The organism is Pseudomonas sp. MF6396 (assembly GCF_002018915.1).
In the GTDB taxonomy this organism is placed as follows: domain Bacteria; phylum Pseudomonadota; class Gammaproteobacteria; order Pseudomonadales; family Pseudomonadaceae; genus Aquipseudomonas; species Aquipseudomonas palmensis.
The window spans coordinates 295,875-312,882 of record NZ_MVOK01000001.1; the positions used below are offsets into that span (position 1 = coordinate 295,875).

Sequence of the window (17,008 nt, forward strand, 5' to 3'; positions counted from 1 at the left end):
GAACGCTATGGCGATTATCGGATTGTACGGCCCAATGCGCCGCCTTAATCTGAGCTCATGCCGGTGCCGCCCAGAGGCACCTCTGAAACCGCTCTCCAGGAGTCTGCAATGGCTGAAATCCTCTCGCTCCACGACGCCGTGAAGCAGTTCGTCAACGACGGCGACAGCGTCGCCCTTGAAGGCTTCACGCATTTGATCCCGACCGCCGCCGGGCACGAAATCATTCGTCAGGGCAAGAAGGATCTGACCCTGGTGCGCATGACCCCCGACCTGATCTACGACCAGCTGATCGGCGCCGGCTGCGCCCGCAAGCTGATCTTCTCGTGGGGCGGCAACCCGGGTGTCGGGTCGCTGCACCGCCTGCGTGACGCGGTCGAGAAGCAGTGGCCGCACGCCATGGAAATCGAAGAACACAGCCACGCCGACCTCGCCAACGCCTACGTTGCCGGTGCCTCGGGCCTGCCGTTCGCGGTGCTGCGCGCCTACGCCGGCTCCGACCTGCCCAAGGTCAACCCGCTGATCAAGAGCGTGACCTGCCCGTTCACCGGTGAGGTGCTGGCCGCCGTGCCGTCGGTTCGCCCGGACGTCACCGTGATCCACGCGCAGAAGGCCGACCGCAAGGGCAACGTGCTGCTGTGGGGCATCCTGGGTGTGCAGAAGGAGGCCGCCCTGGCCGCCAAGCGCTGCATCGTCACCGTGGAAGAGATCGTCGACGACCTCAACGCGCCAATGAATGCCTGCGTGCTGCCCACCTGGGCACTGTCGGCCGTGTGCCTGGTACCGGGCGGGGCGCACCCGTCCTACGCGCACGGCTACTCCGAGCGTGACAACCGCTTCTACCAGGCCTGGGACCCGATTGCCCGCAGCCGTGAGACCTTCACCGCCTGGATCGACGAATACATTCGCGGCACCGCCGACTTCCCTGCCTTCAAGGCAAAACTGGCCAGCGCTTCGGAGGCTGCACAATGAGCTACTCCACCAATGAAATGATGACCGTTGCCGCTGCCCGCCGCCTACGCAACGGCGCCGTGTGCTTCGTCGGCATCGGCCTGCCGTCCAAGGCCGCCAACCTGGCACGCCTGACCTCTTCGCCCGACGTGGTATTGATCTACGAATCGGGCCCTATCGGCGCCAAGCCAACGGTACTGCCGCTGTCCATCGGTGACGGCGAGCTGGCCGAAACCGCCGATACCGTGGTGCCCACCGGCGAGATCTTTCGCTACTGGCTGCAGGGCGGGCGCATCGACGTGGGCTTTCTGGGCGCCGCCCAGGTCGACCGTTTCGGCAACATCAACACCACCGTGGTCGGCGACTACCACCAGCCCAAGGTACGCCTGCCGGGTGCCGGTGGCGCACCGGAAATCGCCGGCTCCGCCAAGACCGTGCTGATCATCCTCAAGCAGTCCTCGCGCGCCTTCGTCGACAAGCTCGACTTCATCACCTCGGTCGGCCACGGCGAAGGCGGCGACTCGCGCAAACGCCTGGGCCTGCCCGGTGCCGGCCCGGTGGGCATCATCACCGACCTGTGCATCATGGAGCCCGAAGCCGGCAGCAACGAATTCGTGGTCACCTCGATTCACCCGGGTGTGACCCGCGAGCAGATCGTCGCCGCCACCGGCTGGGCGATCCGCTTTGCCGACAGCGTCGAAACCACCGTGGCGCCGAGCGAAGTCGAGCTGACTGCCCTGCGCGACCTCGAAGCGCGCACCGCGGCCGCCCACGGCCAAGCGCCGGGAGAAGCCTGATGCGTGACGTATTCATCTGCGACGCGATTCGCACCCCCATCGGCCGCTTCGGCGGCGCCCTGGCCGGCGTGCGCGCCGACGACCTGGCGGCGGTGCCGCTCAAGGCGCTGATCGAGCGCAACCCCACCGTGCAATGGGACCAGCTCGACGAAGTGTTCTTCGGCTGCGCCAACCAGGCCGGTGAAGACAACCGCAACGTGGCGCGCATGGCCCTGCTGCTGGCCGGGCTGCCCGACAGCGTGCCGGGTGTGACCCTCAACCGCCTGTGCGCCTCGGGCATGGACGCCATCGGCACGGCGTTTCGCGCCATTGCCAGCGGCGAGATGGAGCTGGCGATTGCCGGCGGCGTCGAGTCGATGTCCCGTGCACCGTTCGTGATGGGCAAGGCCGAAAGCGCCTACTCGCGCAACATGAAGCTGGAAGACACCACCATCGGCTGGCGCTTCATCAACCCGCTGATGAAGGCCCAGTACGGCGTGGACGCGATGCCGCAGACCGCCGACAACGTGGCCGACGACTATCAGGTATCGCGCGCCGACCAGGATGCCTTCGCCCTGCGCAGCCAGCAGCGCACCGCCAAGGCCCAGGCCGCCGGCTACTTCGCCGAAGAGATCGTGCCGGTGCGCATCGCGCACAAGAAGGGCGAGACCGTGGTCGAGCACGACGAACACCCGCGCGCCGACACCACCCTCGAAGCCCTGGCCAGGCTCAAGCCGGTCAACGGCGCGGACAAGACGGTCACCGCCGGCAACGCTTCGGGCGTCAACGACGGCGCCGCGGCGCTGATACTGGCGTCGGCCGAGGCGGTGCAAAAGCATGGCCTGACCCCGCGCGCGCGCGTGCTCGGCATGGCCAGTGCCGGCGTTGCCCCCCGGGTAATGGGCATCGGCCCGGTGCCGGCGGTGCGCAAGCTGATCGAGCGCCTGGGCGTGGCGGTCACCGATTTCGACGTGATCGAGCTCAACGAAGCCTTCGCCAGCCAAGGCCTGGCCGTGCTGCGCGAACTCGGCATTGCCGACGACGCGCCGCAGGTCAACCCCAACGGCGGCGCCATTGCCCTGGGTCACCCGTTGGGCATGAGCGGCGCACGCCTGGTGCTGACAGCGCTGCACCAGCTGGAGAAATCCGGCGGGCGCAAAGGCCTGGCGACCATGTGCGTGGGTGTCGGGCAGGGCCTGGCCCTGGCCATCGAGCGCGTGTAAATCAATGACCTCGCTGCTGCGACCTCCACGCAAGGTCGGGGCAGCGGGGTGATTGTTCTGTGGAACGTGAGTGTTACCGAGTGTGTCTAGACTTCAGACATCCTCCCAGAGTGAATTGCCATGACTTCAATCCATTACACCGGCGAAGAACGCAGCAAACGCATTTTCGCCATCGTCGGTGCCTCCTCGGGCAACCTCGTGGAATGGTTCGACTTCTACGTCTATGCCTTCTGCGCGATCTACTTTGCCCCGGCTTTCTTCCCCTCCGACGACCCGACGGTGCAGCTGCTCAACACCGCCGGCGTGTTCGCCGCCGGGTTCCTGATGCGGCCCATCGGCGGCTGGCTGTTCGGCCGTGTGGCCGACCGCCACGGGCGCAAGAATTCGATGATGATCTCGGTGCTAATGATGTGCGCCGGCTCGCTGGTGATCGCCTGCCTGCCGACCTACGCCAGCATCGGTGCCTGGGCACCGGCGCTGCTGTTGCTGGCGCGGCTGTTCCAGGGCCTGTCGGTGGGCGGCGAATACGGCACCACCGCCACCTACATGAGCGAGGTGGCGCTGCGCGGCCAGCGCGGTTTCTTTGCTTCGTTCCAGTACGTGACCCTGATCGGCGGGCAACTGCTGGCGGTGCTGGTGGTGGTGATCCTGCAGCAACTGCTCACCGAAGATGAGCTGCGCGCCTGGGGCTGGCGCATCCCGTTCGTGGTGGGTGCCATCGCGGCGGTGATCTCGCTGTTCCTGCGTCGCTCGCTGGAAGAGACCAGCAGCGCCGAAACCCGCAACGACAAGGATGCCGGCAGCCTCGGCGGCCTGTTCCGCAACCACAAGGCGGCGTTCATCACCGTGCTTGGCTACACCGCAGGCGGCTCGCTGATCTTCTACACCTTCACCACCTACATGCAGAAGTACCTGGTGAACACTGCGGGCATGAGCGCCAAGACCGCCAGCTTCATCATGACCGGCGCACTGTTCCTGTACATGTGCATGCAGCCGCTGTTCGGCATGCTTTCGGACCGCATCGGCCGGCGCAACTCGATGCTCTGGTTCGGCGCCCTGGGCACCCTGTGCACGGTGCCGATCCTGCTTACCCTGAAAACCGTCACCAGCCCGTTCCTGGCCTTTGTGCTGATCACCCTGGCGCTGGCCATCGTGAGCTTCTACACCTCGATCAGCGGGCTGGTCAAAGCCGAGATGTTCCCGCCGCAGGTACGTGCGCTGGGCGTGGGCCTGGCCTACGCGGTGGCCAACGCGATCTTCGGCGGCTCGGCCGAATATGTGGCACTGGGGCTCAAGTCGCTGAACATGGAAAACGCCTTTTACTGGTACGTTACGGTGATGATGGCGATTGCCTTCCTGTTCAGCCTGCGCCTGCCCAAGCAGGCGGCATACCTGCACCACGATCATTGAGAAGGACCACCGATGAACCAACGTCCGGGCAATCAGCTGTTCGATGCCTACTTCACCGCGCCGGCCATGCGCGCCGTGTTTTCCGACCGTGGCCGGGTGCAGGGCATGCTCGATTTCGAAGCCGCGTTGGCCCGCGCCGAAGCGGCGGTGGGGCTGATCCCGCAGGTGGCGGTGGCACCGATCGAAGCGGCCTGCCAGGCCGAGCGCTATGACTTCGCGGCCCTGGCCGAGGCCATCGCGGTGGCCGGCAATTCGGCCATCCCGCTGGTCAAGGCGCTGGGCAAGGTGATTGCCAGCGGCGTGCCCGAAGCCGAGCGCTTCGTGCACCTGGGCGCTACCAGCCAGGATGCGATGGACACCGGGCTGGTGCTGCAATTGCGCGATGCCCTGGGCCTGATCGAAGCCGACCTGGCGCGCCTGGCCGACAGCCTGGCGCACCAGGCGCTGCAGCATGCCGACACGCCGCTGGCCGGGCGCACCTGGCTGCAACATGCAACGCCCGGGACCCTGGGCATGAAGATCGCCGGCTGGCTCGGTGCACTCACCCGTCACCGTCAGCGCCTGCAGGAGCTCAAGCCGCGCCTGCTGAGCCTGCAGTTCGGCGGCGCCTCCGGCACCCTGGCGGCGCTGGGCAACAAGGCATTGCCGGTGGCCGAGGCGCTGGCCGGGCAGCTCAGGCTGAGCCTGCCCGAGCAGCCCTGGCATACCCAGCGTGACCGCCTGGTGGAGTTCGCCTCGGTGCTGGGCATGATCGCCGGCAGCCTGGGCAAGCTGGGACGCGATGTGAGCCTGCTGATGCAGACCGAGGCGGCGGAGGTGTTCGAGCCTGCTGCGCCGGGCAAGGGCGGCTCGTCGACCATGCCGCACAAGCGCAACCCGGTGGGCGCGGCGGTGCTGATCGGCGCCGCTACCCGTGTACCGGGGCTGGTGTCCACGCTGTTCGCGGCCATGCCCCAGGAGCACGAGCGCAGCCTGGGCCTGTGGCATGCCGAATGGGAAACCCTGCCCGAGATCTGCTGCCTGGTGTCCGGCGCCCTGCGCCAGGCCCAGGTGATTGCCGAGGGCCTGGAGGTGGATGCTGCGCGCATGCGCAGCAACCTCGACCTGACCCAGGGCCTGGTGCTGGCCGAGGCGGTCAGCATCGTGCTGGCCCAGCGACTGGGCCGGGACACCGCGCACCACCTGCTGGAAACCTGCTGCAAGCGTGCGGTGGCCGAACAGCGTCAGCTGCGCGACGTGCTGGGCGACAATCCGCAGGTAACTGCCGAGCTGTCGGCGGACGAACTCGACCGCCTGCTTGACCCTGCTCATTACTTGGGCCAGGCCCGCGTGTGGGTGGCGCGGGCGGTGGCTGAACACCAACAATTCAAGCGTTGAAGGAGGCCGTTGTGGCTAGCGTACAACTCGCTGATGGCGTACTGAACTACCGGCTCGACGGGCCCGAGGGCGCACCGGTGCTGGTGCTGTCCAACTCGCTGGGCACCGACCACACCATGTGGGACCCGCAACTGCCGGCATTTGCCGCGCATTTTCGGGTACTGCGCTACGACACCCGCGGGCATGGCCAGTCGCTGGTGACCGAGGGGCCATACAGCATCGAGCAACTGGGGCGTGACGTGCTGGCACTGCTGGACGCGCTGAAGATCGAGCGGGCGCATTTCTGCGGCCTGTCCATGGGCGGGCTGATCGGGCAGTGGCTGGGCATCCATGCCGGCGAGCGCCTGAACCGCCTGATCGTGTGCAACACCGCAGCCAAGATCGGCAACGACGAGGTATGGAACCCACGCATCGACATGGTGCTGCGCGACCGCGAGGCGGCGATGGTGGGGCTGCGCGACGCCTCCATCGAGCGCTGGTTCACCAAGGCCTATGCGCAGGCCAACCCGGACCAGGCCAAGCGCATCACCGACATGCTGGCGGGTACTTCGCCCGATGGCTATGCGGCCAACTGCGGCGCGGTGCGCGATGCGGACTTCCGGGGCCAGCTGGGTGAGATCAAGGTGCCGCTGCTGGTGATTTCCGGCAGTGCCGATGCGGTCACGCCGCCGGCTGGCGGGCGCTTCATCCAGGAACATGTGGTGGGTGCCGAGTATGCCGAGTTCCAGGCGGCGCACCTGTCCAACGTTGAAGTCGGCGCGCCGTTCAGCCGCCGCGTGATCGATTTTCTGCTGGCCCGCTGAGGAGTAGGTTGTGGACGAAAAAGAACGTTACGAGGCCGGCATGCAGGTGCGGCGTGCGGTACTGGGCGATGCCCATGTGGACCGCAGCCTGAGCAACCTCACCGAGTTCAACGGCGAGTTCCAGGAAATGATCACCCGGCACGCGTGGGGCGATATCTGGACGCGGCCGGGGTTGCCACGCCATACCCGCAGCCTGATCACCATCGCGATGCTGATCGGCATGAACCGCAATGAAGAGCTGAAGCTGCACTTGCGGGCGGCGGCGAACAATGGCGTGACCCGCGAAGAGATCAAGGAAGTGCTGATGCAGAGCGCGATCTATTGCGGGATCCCGGCGGCCAATGCCACGTTCCACCTGGCGGAGTCGGTGTGGGATGAACTGGGCGTCGAATCCCGCGCCTGATCTTCAGGGCCTCTTCGCCAGCAAGGCTGGCTCCTACAGTGTGTGCGTGCCGTTGTAGGAGCCGGCCTTGCCGGCGAATGGGCCTTCAGATCGCCGCCTTTTTCGAGCGACTACCCACCGGCCCCGCATTCGCCTCGATCGACCGCTTCAACTCCCCGCGCAACCCCAGCACGAACGCCATCTCCGCCACCACGAACAACGGCCCCACGATCAGGCCGCTGATGTCGTCCACAAACGCCGGCTTGCGCCCCTCGTAATAGTGGCCGACGAACTGGATCACCCAGCCCACCACGAACAGCCCCAGCCCCGCACTCAGCCACACCAGCGTGCTCTGAACCGCCAGTACCTGCCCGGCCCACAGGCACAAGCCCAGCAACACGCTCATCAGCAACCCGAAGCGGGTGTCCAGGCGCAGGTAGAACCACGCCGACCACAGCGCCACCAGCAATGCAGGCGACAGCCACACCCCGGCCAATGCCATGCCCGGACGCGACAGCAGCACCGTGACCGCCACCACGATCAGCGGGATACCCACGAAGTGCGTGGCGATGTTGCGTGGGTCGCGGTGGTAGGCCGCGTATTGACTCAGGTGCTCGACGAGGCTTTTCATTGTTGTTCCTCCTGTAGGATTGCCCGAGCTTGCCCTGCGCAGGCACCGTCGTCTGTCGGCTAGCCGACAGTGTCACCACGAGGCCCCCGATGAACGCTTCAACCTTGCGCCAGGGTCACTGGTTCAAACAGTTGCCCGCTACCCTGCAGGATAGCCTGCTGCACCTGGCCAGGCCCGTGAGCCTGGAGGCCGGCGCCTGCCTGTTCCAGCGCGGCGACCCGCCTTGCGGACTGTACGCGGTGCTCGATGGCGCCATCCGCATCGGTGCGGTCAGCGCCCAGGGCAAGGAGGCGGTGCTGACCCTGATCGAGGCCCCGCACTGGTTCGGCGAGATCTGCCTGTTCGACGACCAGCCACGTACCCACGACGCCTATGCCGAAGGTGCCACCCACCTGCTGCGGGTGCCCCAGGGCGCGCTGGTGAAATTGCTGGATGCGCAACCGCGTTACTGGCGTGAATTCGCCTTGCTGATGAGCCACAAGCTGCGCCTGGCCTTTGTCGCGCTGGAGCAGCAGAGCCTGATGAGTGCCGCGCCGCGGGTGGCCTACCGGCTGCTGCAGATCGCCGCCGGTTACGGCGAAGTGGAGGGGGCCAGGAGGGTGTTGCAATTGTCCCAGGAGCAACTGGCGCTGATGCTCGCGCTGTCGCGCCAGACCACCAACCAGATTCTCAAGGCGCTGGAGCAGGATGGCGTGCTGCGCCTGAGCTACGGCGAGATCGAGATTCTCGACCCCGCGCGCCTGGCACTGATGGCTAATCCGGCTGGAACGGCGACTGGCTGAGGATCACCCCGGTTTCCTCGACGTACTTCTGCCATTCGCCGAGCAGGGCCTGCAGCTTTGCCGGCTGCGCCTGCGCCAGGTCGTGGACCTCGCCGGGGTCGATGCTCAGGTCGTACAGCTGCCAGGTGGCCGGCCCCACCGGGCCTGGAATATACACCGCCTTCCAGTGCCCCTGGCGAATCGCCCGGCGCCCGAACAGCTCCCAGCCGGTGACGGTGTGCTCGTCGTGTACCTGCTCGGTCTCGCCCGACAGGTAGCCCAGCCACGACTTGCCGCGCAGCGGCGCCACGTCGCGCCCGCGCCAGCGTTTGCCCGGGTGGCGGATGCCGGCCAGGTCCAGCAGGGTCGGGGTGATGTCCATCACGGTGCTGAACTGATGGCTGATCTGCCTCTGGCGCGCCAGTGCCGGGTAGTGCAGCAGGGCCGGCACGCGAATGCCGCCCTCGGTGGTGAAGGCCTTGAACAGCCGCGACGGTGCGGTGGCCGCCTGGGCCCAGTGCGGGCCGTACCACACGTAGGAGTTGGCGCGGCCGATGTTGTCCAGGCTGTTGTCGTAGTGCTGGTCCAGGTAGCTGGCCAGGTGCGGGCCGAACTTGGGGAAGGCTTCGAGCAGCGCGCCCTCGGCACCGTTGTCGGACATGAACAGCACCAGGGTGTTGTCCAGCAGGCCCTGGTTGCGCAGGTAGCCGACCACCCGGCCGATGTTCCAGTCCATGCGCTCGACCATCGCCGCGTACACCTCCATGGCGCGTGCCGAGCGCTGGCGCTGTTCGTCGCTCAGCGCCTGCCATTGTTCATCCACCGGGTGCGCCTGCACCTCGGCGCCGATCAGGCCCAGGGCGCGCAGTTTTTCCAGGCGCTCCTGGCGCAGCACCTCGGGCCCGGCGTCGTAGCGCCCCTTGTAGCGCGCCACCACCTCGGCCGGCGCCTGCAACGGCCAGTGCGGCGCGGAGAACGGCAGGTAGGCGAAGAACGGCCGGCTCTGGTCGCGCTCCTTGAGGTACTGCAGCAACTTGTCGCCGAAGGCGTCGGAGGAATAGAAGCCCTCGGGTAGCGCTTCGACGAAGGTGTCGTCCTCGATGTACAGCGCCGGGGTCGACTTGAGCAGGCCGGGGGTGTGTTCGTCGTAGGTGGGTTCGAAGCCATAGTGGTTGGCCGCGCCCGGCAGCAGCGCGAACGAACGTTCGAAGCCACGCGCATGTGGCGCCAGCTCGGCCTTCAGGCCCAGGTGCCACTTGCCGCTCATCAGCGTCTGGTAGCCGGCCTCGCGCAGCAGTTCGGGCAGCGCCACCACGCGGTCGTTGAGGTAACCCTCGTAGCCCGGCTTGCCGATCAGCTCCGGGGTCAGCGCCTCGGCCATGGTGCCGATGCCGGCGATGTGGTGGTCGGTGCCGGTCAGCAGCATCGAGCGGGTCGGCGAGCAGGTGGGCGCGGTGTGGAAGTCGGTCAGGCGCAGGCCGGCAGTGGCCAGGGCGTCCAGGTGCGGCGTGGCAATTTCGCCGCCGAAGGCACCCAGGTCGGAAAAGCCCAGGTCGTCGGCAACGATGATCAGGAAGTTGGGGCGTTGGCTCATGGTCGGCACTCAGCAGGCAAGGTAGGTCAGGGGCAGGTCGCGGATCTGCTCCACGGCGGGCGGCAGGTAGCGCTCGTCGTGGGTCAGTTCGTGCAGCAGGGTTTCGCGCAGGCGGTGGAACGCCAGGCTGGCGCGCTGGCGCGGGTGCGGCAGGTCGACCTCGACGATGCGCTTGATCCGCCCCGGGCGCGGTTCGAGCACCACCACGCGGTCGGCCAGGAATATCGCTTCCTCGACATCGTGGGTCACCAGCAGGGTGGTGATGCGCGCCCGTTCGCGAATGGCCAGCAGTTCGTCCTGCATCTGCTGGCGGGTAAGGGCGTCGAGGGCGCCGAAGGGTTCGTCCAGCAGCAGGATGCGCGGGCTGGCCACCAGCCCGCGGGCAATCGCCACGCGCTGGGCCATGCCGCCCGAGAGCTGGTGCGGGTAGGCCTGGGCAAAGTCTTCGAGGCCCACCAGGCTGATGAAGTCGGCCACCCGCCGGGCGCGCCGGGTGCGCTCCAGGCCCTCGTTGACCAGGCCCAGGTCGATGTTCTCGGCCACTGTCAGCCAGGGGAACAGGCGGTGCTCCTGGAACACGATGCCGCGCTCGCTGCCGATGCCGTGCACCGGCTGGCCGTCGATCAGGATCTGCCCCTGGTACTCGGCGTCCAGGCCCACCAGCAGGCGCAGCAGGGTGGACTTGCCGCAGCCGCTGGCGCCGACGATGGCGACGAATTCGCCGTCGGCGATCTGCAGGTTGAAATCGCGGATCGCTTCCAGTTCGCCGTCGGCCACGCTGAAGCGCTTGCCGACCTGGTTGAAGCTGACCCGTGGGTGAGCGAGTGCGTTCATGCCCGTCTCCAGCGCGTGGCGCGCAGTTCGATGTGTTGTCCGACGGCGCCGAGCAGGGCGCCGGTGAGGCCGACCAGCAGCATGCCGGCCATGATCAGGTCCATGCGCAGCAGTTGCTGGGCGCCGATCATCAGGCTGCCGATGCCACCGCCGGAGGGCATGAAGTACTCGGCGCCGATGGTGCCCAGCCAGGCGTAGATCAGGCCGACCCGCAACCCGGCGAAGATGCCCGGCGCGGCGCCCGGCAGCACCAGCCTGCGCAGGCGCTGGGCACCGCTCAGGCGCAGCACGCGGGCGGCTTCGTCGAGCTGTGCAGGCAGGCTGGCAACCGCGCGCTGGGTGGCGATGAACAGCGGGAAGAATGCCGCCAGGCCGACGAATACCCATTTGGCCAGTTCGCCCAGGCCGAACCAGGCGGTCAGCAGCGGTACCCAGGCGAAGATCGCGATCTGGCGCAGCCCGGCCAGGCTCGGGCCCAGCAGGCGCTCGGCGCGGCGCGACAGGCCCAGCAGCAGGCCGAAGGCAAAGCCCAGGCTGCCGCCCAGCAGCAGGCCGCCCAGCGCTCGCCCGACGCTGACGGCCAGCGCGCCGCTCAAGGTGCCGTCGAGCACGCCGGCCCAGGTGCTGTGCACCACCTCCAGCGGCGCCACCAGAATGTTCGCATCGACCCAACCGTACTGGCTTGCCAGTTGCCACAGCACCAGCAGCGCCAACGGCAGGCCCAGGGCATGCAGGTGCTGCCAGCCAAGCAGCGGGCGCACCCGCAGTTGTGCGGTGGCCGGGTGCGGCCAGTGCAGCAGGCGCCGGTCGAGCCAGCCCAGGCCGCGGTCCATCAGCAGCCCGAGCACGCCGATCACGGCGATGCACACGAACACGATGTCGAGCATGAACAGTTGCCGTGCCCACACCATCAGGTAGCCCAGGCCTTCGCTGGAGGCCAGCAGCTCGACCGCCAGCAGCGAGGTCCAGCCGGCCGCCAGGGCCAGGCGCACACCGGCCAGAAACGCCGGCAGCGCAGCGGGCAGGATCAGCCGGCGAACCAGCAGGTGCGTGGGCAGGCGCAGTACCGCCGCCGCTTCGCGCAGGCGCGGTTGGGCATCGCGCACGCCCACCAGGGTGTGCAGGGTCACCGGCACGATCACCGCCTTGACCAGCACCACCAGCTTGAGCACTTCGCCGATGCCGAACAGCACCATGAACAGTGGCACCCAGGCCAGCGTGGGGATCTGCGCCAGGGCGTTGAAAGTCGGCAGTACCAGGCGTTCGGCGCGCTGGCTGAAGCCCAGCCAGGCGCCGAGTACCGCACCGGCCCCGACCCCGGCCACCAGCCCCAGCAGCAGGCGTTGCAGGCTGATGGCCAGGTGTGCCCACACCTCGCCGCGACCCAGTTCCACGGCGCTGTCCCATACCAGTGCAGGTGGTGGCAGTATCTGCTCGCTCATCCAGTGGTTGCGGCTGGCCAGCCACCACACCGCCGCCAGCAGCACGGGCAGATACCAGGCTTGCAGGCGCTGCCAGGGCAGGCTGCGCAGACGCGGCAGGCCAGGGGCGGGGGCCAGTGAGGAAAGGGCGGTACGGGTCATGCAGGCCTCGCTATTTGTATATTTCTTATGGGTATATGCAGAAGAAATTACATTCGATTGAGCGATAAGAACTGCATTTAAAGCCGCTGACTCGCCGCGCAGCCAATGCATTCGAAGCATATTTTGGTTGCGTGAAATGCATAGCCCGCAGGGCCGGGCTTGACAGGGCTTATATGTAATCTGGTTATTAAAATGTAATTTAATAGTATTTAAAGATTGGCATCCGCTATGGGTAGCGTGGCCGCACCATTACAAGGAGCTGTGTGCCATGAACCTGTCGATCAATCGTGTTTTCAGCCTGTTCGCCACCCCCGCACTGGCCGCCGTGATCGGCTGGATGCCGACACTGGCGCAGGGCGCCGAGCTCAAGCAGATCCGCATCGCGGTGCCCGACCTGAGTGCCGGCACCCAGCATTCGGGCGGTGGCATCACCGACGTGCTGCAACAGCAACAGCTGCTGGAGAAAGCCTTCGCCGCCGACGGCATCAGCATCCAGTGGAACTACTTCAAGGGTGCGGGGCCGGTCATCAACGAGGCGTTCGCCAATGGCCAGGTGGACTTCGCCTACCTGGGCGACCTGGCGGCGATCATCGGCAAGGCCAATGGCGTCGACACCCGCCTGGTGGCCGCCACCGCGCGCGGGGTCAAGCACTACCTTGGGGTGGTGCCGGGCAGCGGCATCAAGACCCTGCAGGACCTCAAGGGCAAGCGCGTGGCGGTGTTCCGTGGCACCGCCACGCAGCTTTCGTTCGATGCCGCGCTGGCCAGCCAGGGCCTGAGCGAGAAGGACCTCAAGGTCATCAACCTGGATTTCAGCGCGGCTATCGCCGCCCTGGCGGCCAGGCAGATCGACGCCACCTGGGGCTCCACCGGCATCAGTGCGCTGGCCGATCGCGGCCTGGCCGAACTGCCGCTCAATACCCGCGATCTGGGCGGGGCGGGCAATGTGCAGGCGGTGCTGGTGGCCGCCGGTGCCTTCGTCGATGCGTACCCGGCAGTGGTCGAGAAGTTCGTCGCCGCGCAGCAGCCGGCGGTGCAATGGCTGACCGACGATGCCAACAAGGACGCCTACATCCAGCTGGTGTCGGAGCGTGCCAGCTACCCGCCGGCGATCCTGCAGCGTGACCTCAGCCAGGAGCGCCTGAGCGCGGTGTTCGACTCGACCCTGGACCCCGACTTTCTCGCTCGCCTGCAAGCCTCGGTGGACCTCGCCGCGCAGCAACGCCTGATTCGCAAACCGTTCAAGGTCGACCAGTGGCTGGCGCCGCAGGCTACCCGACCAGCGCCTGTGGCGCAGGCTGGCGGGCAAGGTTGATCAGGGTCTCGATCATCGCCCGCGCCGCAGGGGACAGGCGGTAGCCGCTGCGGCTGACGATGCCGCAGCGGGCATTGAAGCTGTCGAGGTTGGCCGGCAGGTTGCGCCAGTGCAGGCGCACCAGTTCGCCGGCCTGCACCGCCGCGCCGTAGGCCTCTTCGCTGCCGATGCCGATGGCATTGGTGCCGAGCACGATCTTGAGCAGGGTGGGTTGATGCTCGCTCTGGATCTGCGGCGAAAAGTCGGTCTTGCCGCTGAGGTTGGCCAGCAGCTTGCGCACCCCCGGCGGAATCAGCGAACAGGCCAGCGGGTAGTCGAACATGTCGTTGGTCGACAGGCTGTCCTTGGCCAGCAGCGGGTGCCCGGGGCGGCAGAAGAACAGGCCGCGGCGCGGGGTCAGGGCCAGGGTCTGGAAGTTGGGGTCGGCTTCGAAGTGGCGGATGTCGGCGACGAAGAACTCGATCTCTTCGCGGCTCAGCGCCCGGCTGAGCTTTTCCCAATTTGAAACCTCGAAATGCGTGCGCACCTTGGGGTGGGCGTTGATGAACTGCGCCACCGCCTGCGGCACCAGGTTCACCGCTGGCGCGGGGCCGCAGCCAAAGCGCAGCTCGCCGGCATCGAGCTTGGTCATCTGCTGCACCTCGCTGCTCAACTGCGCCGCGCCCTGCACCAGGCGCAGAGCGTGCTGCAGCACCACCTGGCCTTCGGGCGTGGGGCGCAGATCCTTGTTGGCGCGGTCCACCAGCACACAGCCGAACTCCTGCTCCAGGCCCTGGATACTGCGGCTGAAGGCGGGCTGGGTGATGCCCATGGCGTCGGCGGCGCGCACGAAACTGCGGTGTTCGGTGAGGGCGATGAAGTAGCGCAGTTGGCGAAGATCCATATGCTTTTCCGGCATTCCAAAAATAGGGCGAAGGTATTTGCCGCCCCGGGAGTCTGGGTTTTAAATGCAAGCTCTTATTCCGTCAATGAAGCACTTGCATATCTGTTAGAGCTTATTTGCATATAGATAGCGCCAGAGTTTCATCGGCACTTACCGTGACGCAACCGATGAGGGACGAACCATGAGCAACGCCGCATTTGCCGCAGCACCTGTCAGCCATGCGCTGGAGATTCATCCGGTGGCCGGGCGCATCGGTGCCGAAATTCGTGGGGTGACACTGGGCGCCGACCTGGCCCCGGCGGTGGTGGAGGCGATCCAGGCCGCGCTGGTGCAGCACAAGGTGATCTTCTTCAGGGGCCAGACGCAGCTGGACGACCAGACCCAGGAAGCCTTCGCGCACCTGCTGGGCGAGCCCATCGCGCACCCGACCGTGCCGGTGCGCGACGGCACCCGCTACCTGCTGGAACTCGATGGCGGGCAAGGGCGTCGGGCCAACTCCTGGCACACCGACGTGACCTTCGTCGAGGCGTACCCCAAGGCGTCGATCCTGCGTTCGGTGGTGGCGCCGGCGTCGGGGGGCGATACGGTGTGGGCCAATACCGCCAGCGCGTACGACGACCTGTCACCGGCCTTGCAGGCGCTGGCCGAGCAGTTGTGGGCGGTGCACAGCAACGAGTACGACTATGCCGCGACCAAGCCGAACGTGAGCCTCGAGCAGTTGGAGAACTACCGCAAGGTGTTCACTTCGACGGTGTACGAGACCGAGCATCCGGTGGTGCGGGTGCACCCGGTGAGCGGTGAGAAGCACCTGCTGCTGGGGCATTTCGTGAAGCGCATCAAGGGCTATTCGAAGGCCGATTCGGATCACCTGTTCAACCTGCTGCAGAGCCATGTGACGCGCCTGGAGAACACCGTGCGCTGGCGCTGGCAGGCCGGGGACGTGGCGATCTGGGACAACCGCGCGACCCAGCATTATGCGGTGGATGACTACGGTACCCAGGGGCGCGTGGTGCGCCGGGTGACGCTGCAGGGGGATGTGCCGGTGGGGGTGCAGGGGCAGCGTAGCCGCACCATCAAGGGGCAGGATGTGGGCTGATGGGGCTGGCCTCATCGCGGGTCAAGCCCGCTCCCACAGGAGTTCGGTGATCCTTGTGGGAGCGGGCTTGACCCGCGATGGGCTGCAACGCAGGCCCGAAGGTCAGAGAAAGCTGATCGGGTAGCTGACGATCAGGCGGTTCTCGTCGAATGCATTGGTGCTGAAGTCGCGGCGCATGGTCGAGTTGCGCCATTTGAACGACAGGTTCTTCAGGCTGCCGGACTGGATCACGTACGCCAGCTCCGATTCCCGCGCCCATTCCTTGCCGTCGCTGACCACGGCGGTGTGCACGTTGTCGCCCTTGATGTAGCGGTTCATCAGGGTCAGCCCCGGCACGCCAAGCCCGGCGAAGTTGAAGTCGTGACGCAGCTGCCAGGAGCGCTCCTTGGCATTGTCGAAGCTGGCGTTGTAGCTGTCGTTGGCCAGGGTGCCGCCACTGGTGCCGTTGACCCGCATCCACAAGTCGTCGCCGCTGACCTTCTGCAGCCCCACGTAGAAGGTGTTGCTGCCATAGCGTGCCGAAAGCAGCGCCGAGGCGGTACGGTTGTCGAGCTTGCCGGCACGCTCGGCGCCGTCTTCCTTGCCGATGAAGTAGCCCAGGTTGGCGCCCAGGGTCCAGTCGCCCAGCGGCTGGCTGTGCACCAGGTTGATGTATTGCTGGTTGTAGATGTCCTTGAGCTGGGCGTTCCACACCCCGACCAGGGTGCGCTTGTTGTTGAAGGTGTACTCGCCACCGGCAAAGTTGAAGCGGTCGGAGGTGATACCGGCGCGGCCGTTCATGGACATGTCGTCCATGCTCGCGTCGTTGCGCGGGCTGTTGCCGCGAAATTGCCCGGCATACAGGGTCAGGCCGTCGATTTCCTGGGAGGTCAGCTGGCCGCCGCGAAAGGTCTGCGGCAGCGAGCGGCCGTCGTCCGAACGCAGGATCGGCAGTACCGGCATCCATTCGCCGACCTTCAGCTCGGTCTTGGAGACCTTGGCCTTGAGCGCCACGCCCAGGCGTCCGAAGTCATCGGCCGGGCGGCCGTCATCGTGTACCGGCAACAGGTGCGTGCCGGCGGTACCCTTGCCGCCGTCGAGCTTGACCGAGTACAGGCCCAGCACGTCGACGCCGAAGCCGACGGTGCCCTGGGTGAAGCCGGACTTGGCGTCGAGGATGAAACTCTGGGTCCATTCCTCGCCCTTGCCCTGGGGGTTGGCCGGGTCGACGAAGTTGCGGTTGATGTAGAAGTTGCGCAGGTTGAGGCCAACCTTGGCGTCTTCGACAAAGCCCCCTTCGTCGGCCAGGGCGGGCAGGGCGCAGCTCATGGCAAGCAGGCCGGGGAACAGGTGACGTGCGGGCTGGAAAGTGTTCATCGTTAGGGCGTCTCTTGTTTTTATGTTGGGGCGATG

At 66.7% G+C, this 17,008-nt stretch carries 16 protein-coding genes; 10 read left to right on the forward strand and 6 right to left on the reverse strand.

Annotated elements, in window-relative coordinates:
- Positions 1-108 precede the first annotated feature (108 nt).
- The 7 genes from MF6396_RS01470 to pcaC all read left to right on the forward strand — a co-directional run bounded on the left by MF6396_RS01470 (position 109) and on the right by pcaC (position 6,940).
- On the forward strand, positions 109-969 hold the full coding sequence (locus MF6396_RS01470) for a CoA transferase subunit A (protein WP_043860749.1): 861 nt from the start codon (positions 109-111) through the stop codon (positions 967-969).
- Complete coding sequence (locus MF6396_RS01475; RefSeq protein ID WP_043860750.1) at positions 966-1,745, forward strand: CoA-transferase subunit beta; 780 nt, start codon at positions 966-968, stop codon at positions 1,743-1,745. Before MF6396_RS01470 ends, MF6396_RS01475 begins: the two co-directional genes overlap by 4 nt.
- Positions 1,742-2,947 carry a 3-oxoadipyl-CoA thiolase gene (gene pcaF, locus MF6396_RS01480; protein ID WP_173925075.1) on the forward strand — a complete coding sequence of 402 codons (1,206 nt, stop codon included), beginning with the start codon at positions 1,742-1,744 and terminating at the stop codon, positions 2,945-2,947. Before MF6396_RS01475 ends, pcaF begins: the two co-directional genes overlap by 4 nt.
- Before the next feature lie 120 nt (positions 2,948-3,067).
- Positions 3,068-4,357: an MFS family transporter gene (locus tag MF6396_RS01485; RefSeq protein ID WP_078479546.1), complete on the forward strand. Its 1,290-nt coding sequence runs from the start codon at positions 3,068-3,070 to the stop codon at positions 4,355-4,357.
- Between the two features lie 12 nt (positions 4,358-4,369).
- Positions 4,370-5,734 (forward strand): 3-carboxy-cis,cis-muconate cycloisomerase, encoded by a 1,365-nt coding sequence (locus tag MF6396_RS01490; protein ID WP_078479547.1) that lies wholly within the window; start codon positions 4,370-4,372, stop codon positions 5,732-5,734.
- Between the two features lie 11 nt (positions 5,735-5,745).
- Positions 5,746-6,537 carry a 3-oxoadipate enol-lactonase gene (gene pcaD / locus MF6396_RS01495; protein WP_078479548.1) on the forward strand — a complete coding sequence of 264 codons (792 nt, stop codon included), beginning with the start codon at positions 5,746-5,748 and terminating at the stop codon, positions 6,535-6,537.
- Between the two features lie 10 nt (positions 6,538-6,547).
- The gene (pcaC, locus tag MF6396_RS01500) at positions 6,548-6,940 is read left to right on the forward strand and encodes a 4-carboxymuconolactone decarboxylase (RefSeq protein WP_043860755.1); all 393 of its coding nucleotides are present in this window, start codon (positions 6,548-6,550) and stop codon (positions 6,938-6,940) included.
- An 85-nt stretch (positions 6,941-7,025) separates the two neighbouring features.
- On the opposite strand, the gene MF6396_RS01505 is transcribed toward pcaC, so the two are convergent.
- On the reverse strand, positions 7,026-7,550 hold the full coding sequence (locus MF6396_RS01505) for an Mpo1 family 2-hydroxy fatty acid dioxygenase (RefSeq protein WP_078479549.1): 525 nt from the start codon (positions 7,548-7,550) through the stop codon (positions 7,026-7,028).
- Positions 7,551-7,639: 89 nt separating this feature from the next.
- On the opposite strand from MF6396_RS01505, the gene MF6396_RS01510 reads away from it, so the two are divergent.
- Positions 7,640-8,332 carry a Crp/Fnr family transcriptional regulator gene (locus MF6396_RS01510; RefSeq protein WP_058540908.1) on the forward strand — a complete coding sequence of 231 codons (693 nt, stop codon included), beginning with the start codon at positions 7,640-7,642 and terminating at the stop codon, positions 8,330-8,332.
- Here MF6396_RS01510 and MF6396_RS01515 read toward each other — a convergent pair.
- From MF6396_RS01515 to MF6396_RS01525, 3 genes are read right to left on the reverse strand one after another with little or no spacing between them, the layout of a single operon-like run.
- Entirely contained in the window at positions 8,304-9,905 is a 1,602-nt protein-coding gene (locus tag MF6396_RS01515; RefSeq protein ID WP_078479550.1) for an arylsulfatase, read from the reverse strand. The two genes, MF6396_RS01510 and MF6396_RS01515, sit on opposite strands and share 29 nt — an antisense overlap.
- Before the next feature lie 9 nt (positions 9,906-9,914).
- Positions 9,915-10,739, reverse strand: a complete 825-nt coding sequence (locus tag MF6396_RS01520) for an ABC transporter ATP-binding protein (RefSeq protein WP_043860759.1) — start codon at positions 10,737-10,739, stop codon at positions 9,915-9,917.
- Entirely contained in the window at positions 10,736-12,322 is a 1,587-nt protein-coding gene (locus tag MF6396_RS01525) for an ABC transporter permease (protein WP_078479551.1), read from the reverse strand. The genes MF6396_RS01520 and MF6396_RS01525 overlap by 4 nt, the downstream gene beginning before the upstream one ends.
- 268 nt (positions 12,323-12,590) lie before the next feature.
- On the opposite strand from MF6396_RS01525, the gene MF6396_RS01530 reads away from it, so the two are divergent.
- Entirely contained in the window at positions 12,591-13,637 is a 1,047-nt protein-coding gene (locus tag MF6396_RS01530; protein ID WP_043860761.1) for an ABC transporter substrate-binding protein, read from the forward strand.
- On the opposite strand, the gene MF6396_RS01535 is transcribed toward MF6396_RS01530, so the two are convergent.
- Entirely contained in the window at positions 13,594-14,520 is a 927-nt protein-coding gene (locus tag MF6396_RS01535; protein ID WP_078479552.1) for a LysR family transcriptional regulator, read from the reverse strand. The two genes, MF6396_RS01530 and MF6396_RS01535, sit on opposite strands and share 44 nt — an antisense overlap.
- A 181-nt stretch (positions 14,521-14,701) precedes the next feature.
- Here MF6396_RS01535 and MF6396_RS01540 point away from each other — a divergent pair, with 181 nt between their 5' ends.
- Complete coding sequence (locus tag MF6396_RS01540; protein WP_043860763.1) at positions 14,702-15,616, forward strand: TauD/TfdA dioxygenase family protein; 915 nt, start codon at positions 14,702-14,704, stop codon at positions 15,614-15,616.
- 102 nt (positions 15,617-15,718) lie between these two features.
- Here the strand turns inward: MF6396_RS01540 and MF6396_RS01545 are convergent, their stop codons facing one another.
- The gene (locus MF6396_RS01545; protein WP_058540912.1) at positions 15,719-16,972 is read right to left on the reverse strand and encodes an OprD family porin; all 1,254 of its coding nucleotides are present in this window, start codon (positions 16,970-16,972) and stop codon (positions 15,719-15,721) included.
- Positions 16,973-17,008: the final 36 nt, after the last annotated feature.

Bases quoted from the DNA above. Each gene is read 5' to 3' on its own strand.
- MF6396_RS01545 (WP_058540912.1), bottom strand. From the start codon at position 16,972: ATGAACACTTTCCAGCCCGCACGTCACCTGTTCCCCGGCCTGCTTGCC.
- MF6396_RS01490 (WP_078479547.1), top strand. From the start codon at position 4,370: ATGAACCAACGTCCGGGCAATCAGCTGTTCGATGCCTACTTCACCGCG.
- MF6396_RS01525 (WP_078479551.1), bottom strand. From the start codon at position 12,322: ATGACCCGTACCGCCCTTTCCTCACTGGCCCCCGCCCCTGGCCTGCCG.
- MF6396_RS01520 (WP_043860759.1), bottom strand. From the start codon at position 10,739: ATGAACGCACTCGCTCACCCACGGGTCAGCTTCAACCAGGTCGGCAAG.
- MF6396_RS01485 (WP_078479546.1), top strand. From the start codon at position 3,068: ATGACTTCAATCCATTACACCGGCGAAGAACGCAGCAAACGCATTTTC.
- MF6396_RS01515 (WP_078479550.1), bottom strand. From the start codon at position 9,905: ATGAGCCAACGCCCCAACTTCCTGATCATCGTTGCCGACGACCTGGGC.
- MF6396_RS01530 (WP_043860761.1), top strand. From the start codon at position 12,591: ATGAACCTGTCGATCAATCGTGTTTTCAGCCTGTTCGCCACCCCCGCA.
- MF6396_RS01540 (WP_043860763.1), top strand. From the start codon at position 14,702: ATGAGCAACGCCGCATTTGCCGCAGCACCTGTCAGCCATGCGCTGGAG.
- MF6396_RS01475 (WP_043860750.1), top strand. From the start codon at position 966: ATGAGCTACTCCACCAATGAAATGATGACCGTTGCCGCTGCCCGCCGC.
- MF6396_RS01535 (WP_078479552.1), bottom strand. From the start codon at position 14,520: ATGGATCTTCGCCAACTGCGCTACTTCATCGCCCTCACCGAACACCGC.
- MF6396_RS01470 (WP_043860749.1), top strand. From the start codon at position 109: ATGGCTGAAATCCTCTCGCTCCACGACGCCGTGAAGCAGTTCGTCAAC.
- MF6396_RS01510 (WP_058540908.1), top strand. From the start codon at position 7,640: ATGAACGCTTCAACCTTGCGCCAGGGTCACTGGTTCAAACAGTTGCCC.
- MF6396_RS01505 (WP_078479549.1), bottom strand. From the start codon at position 7,550: ATGAAAAGCCTCGTCGAGCACCTGAGTCAATACGCGGCCTACCACCGC.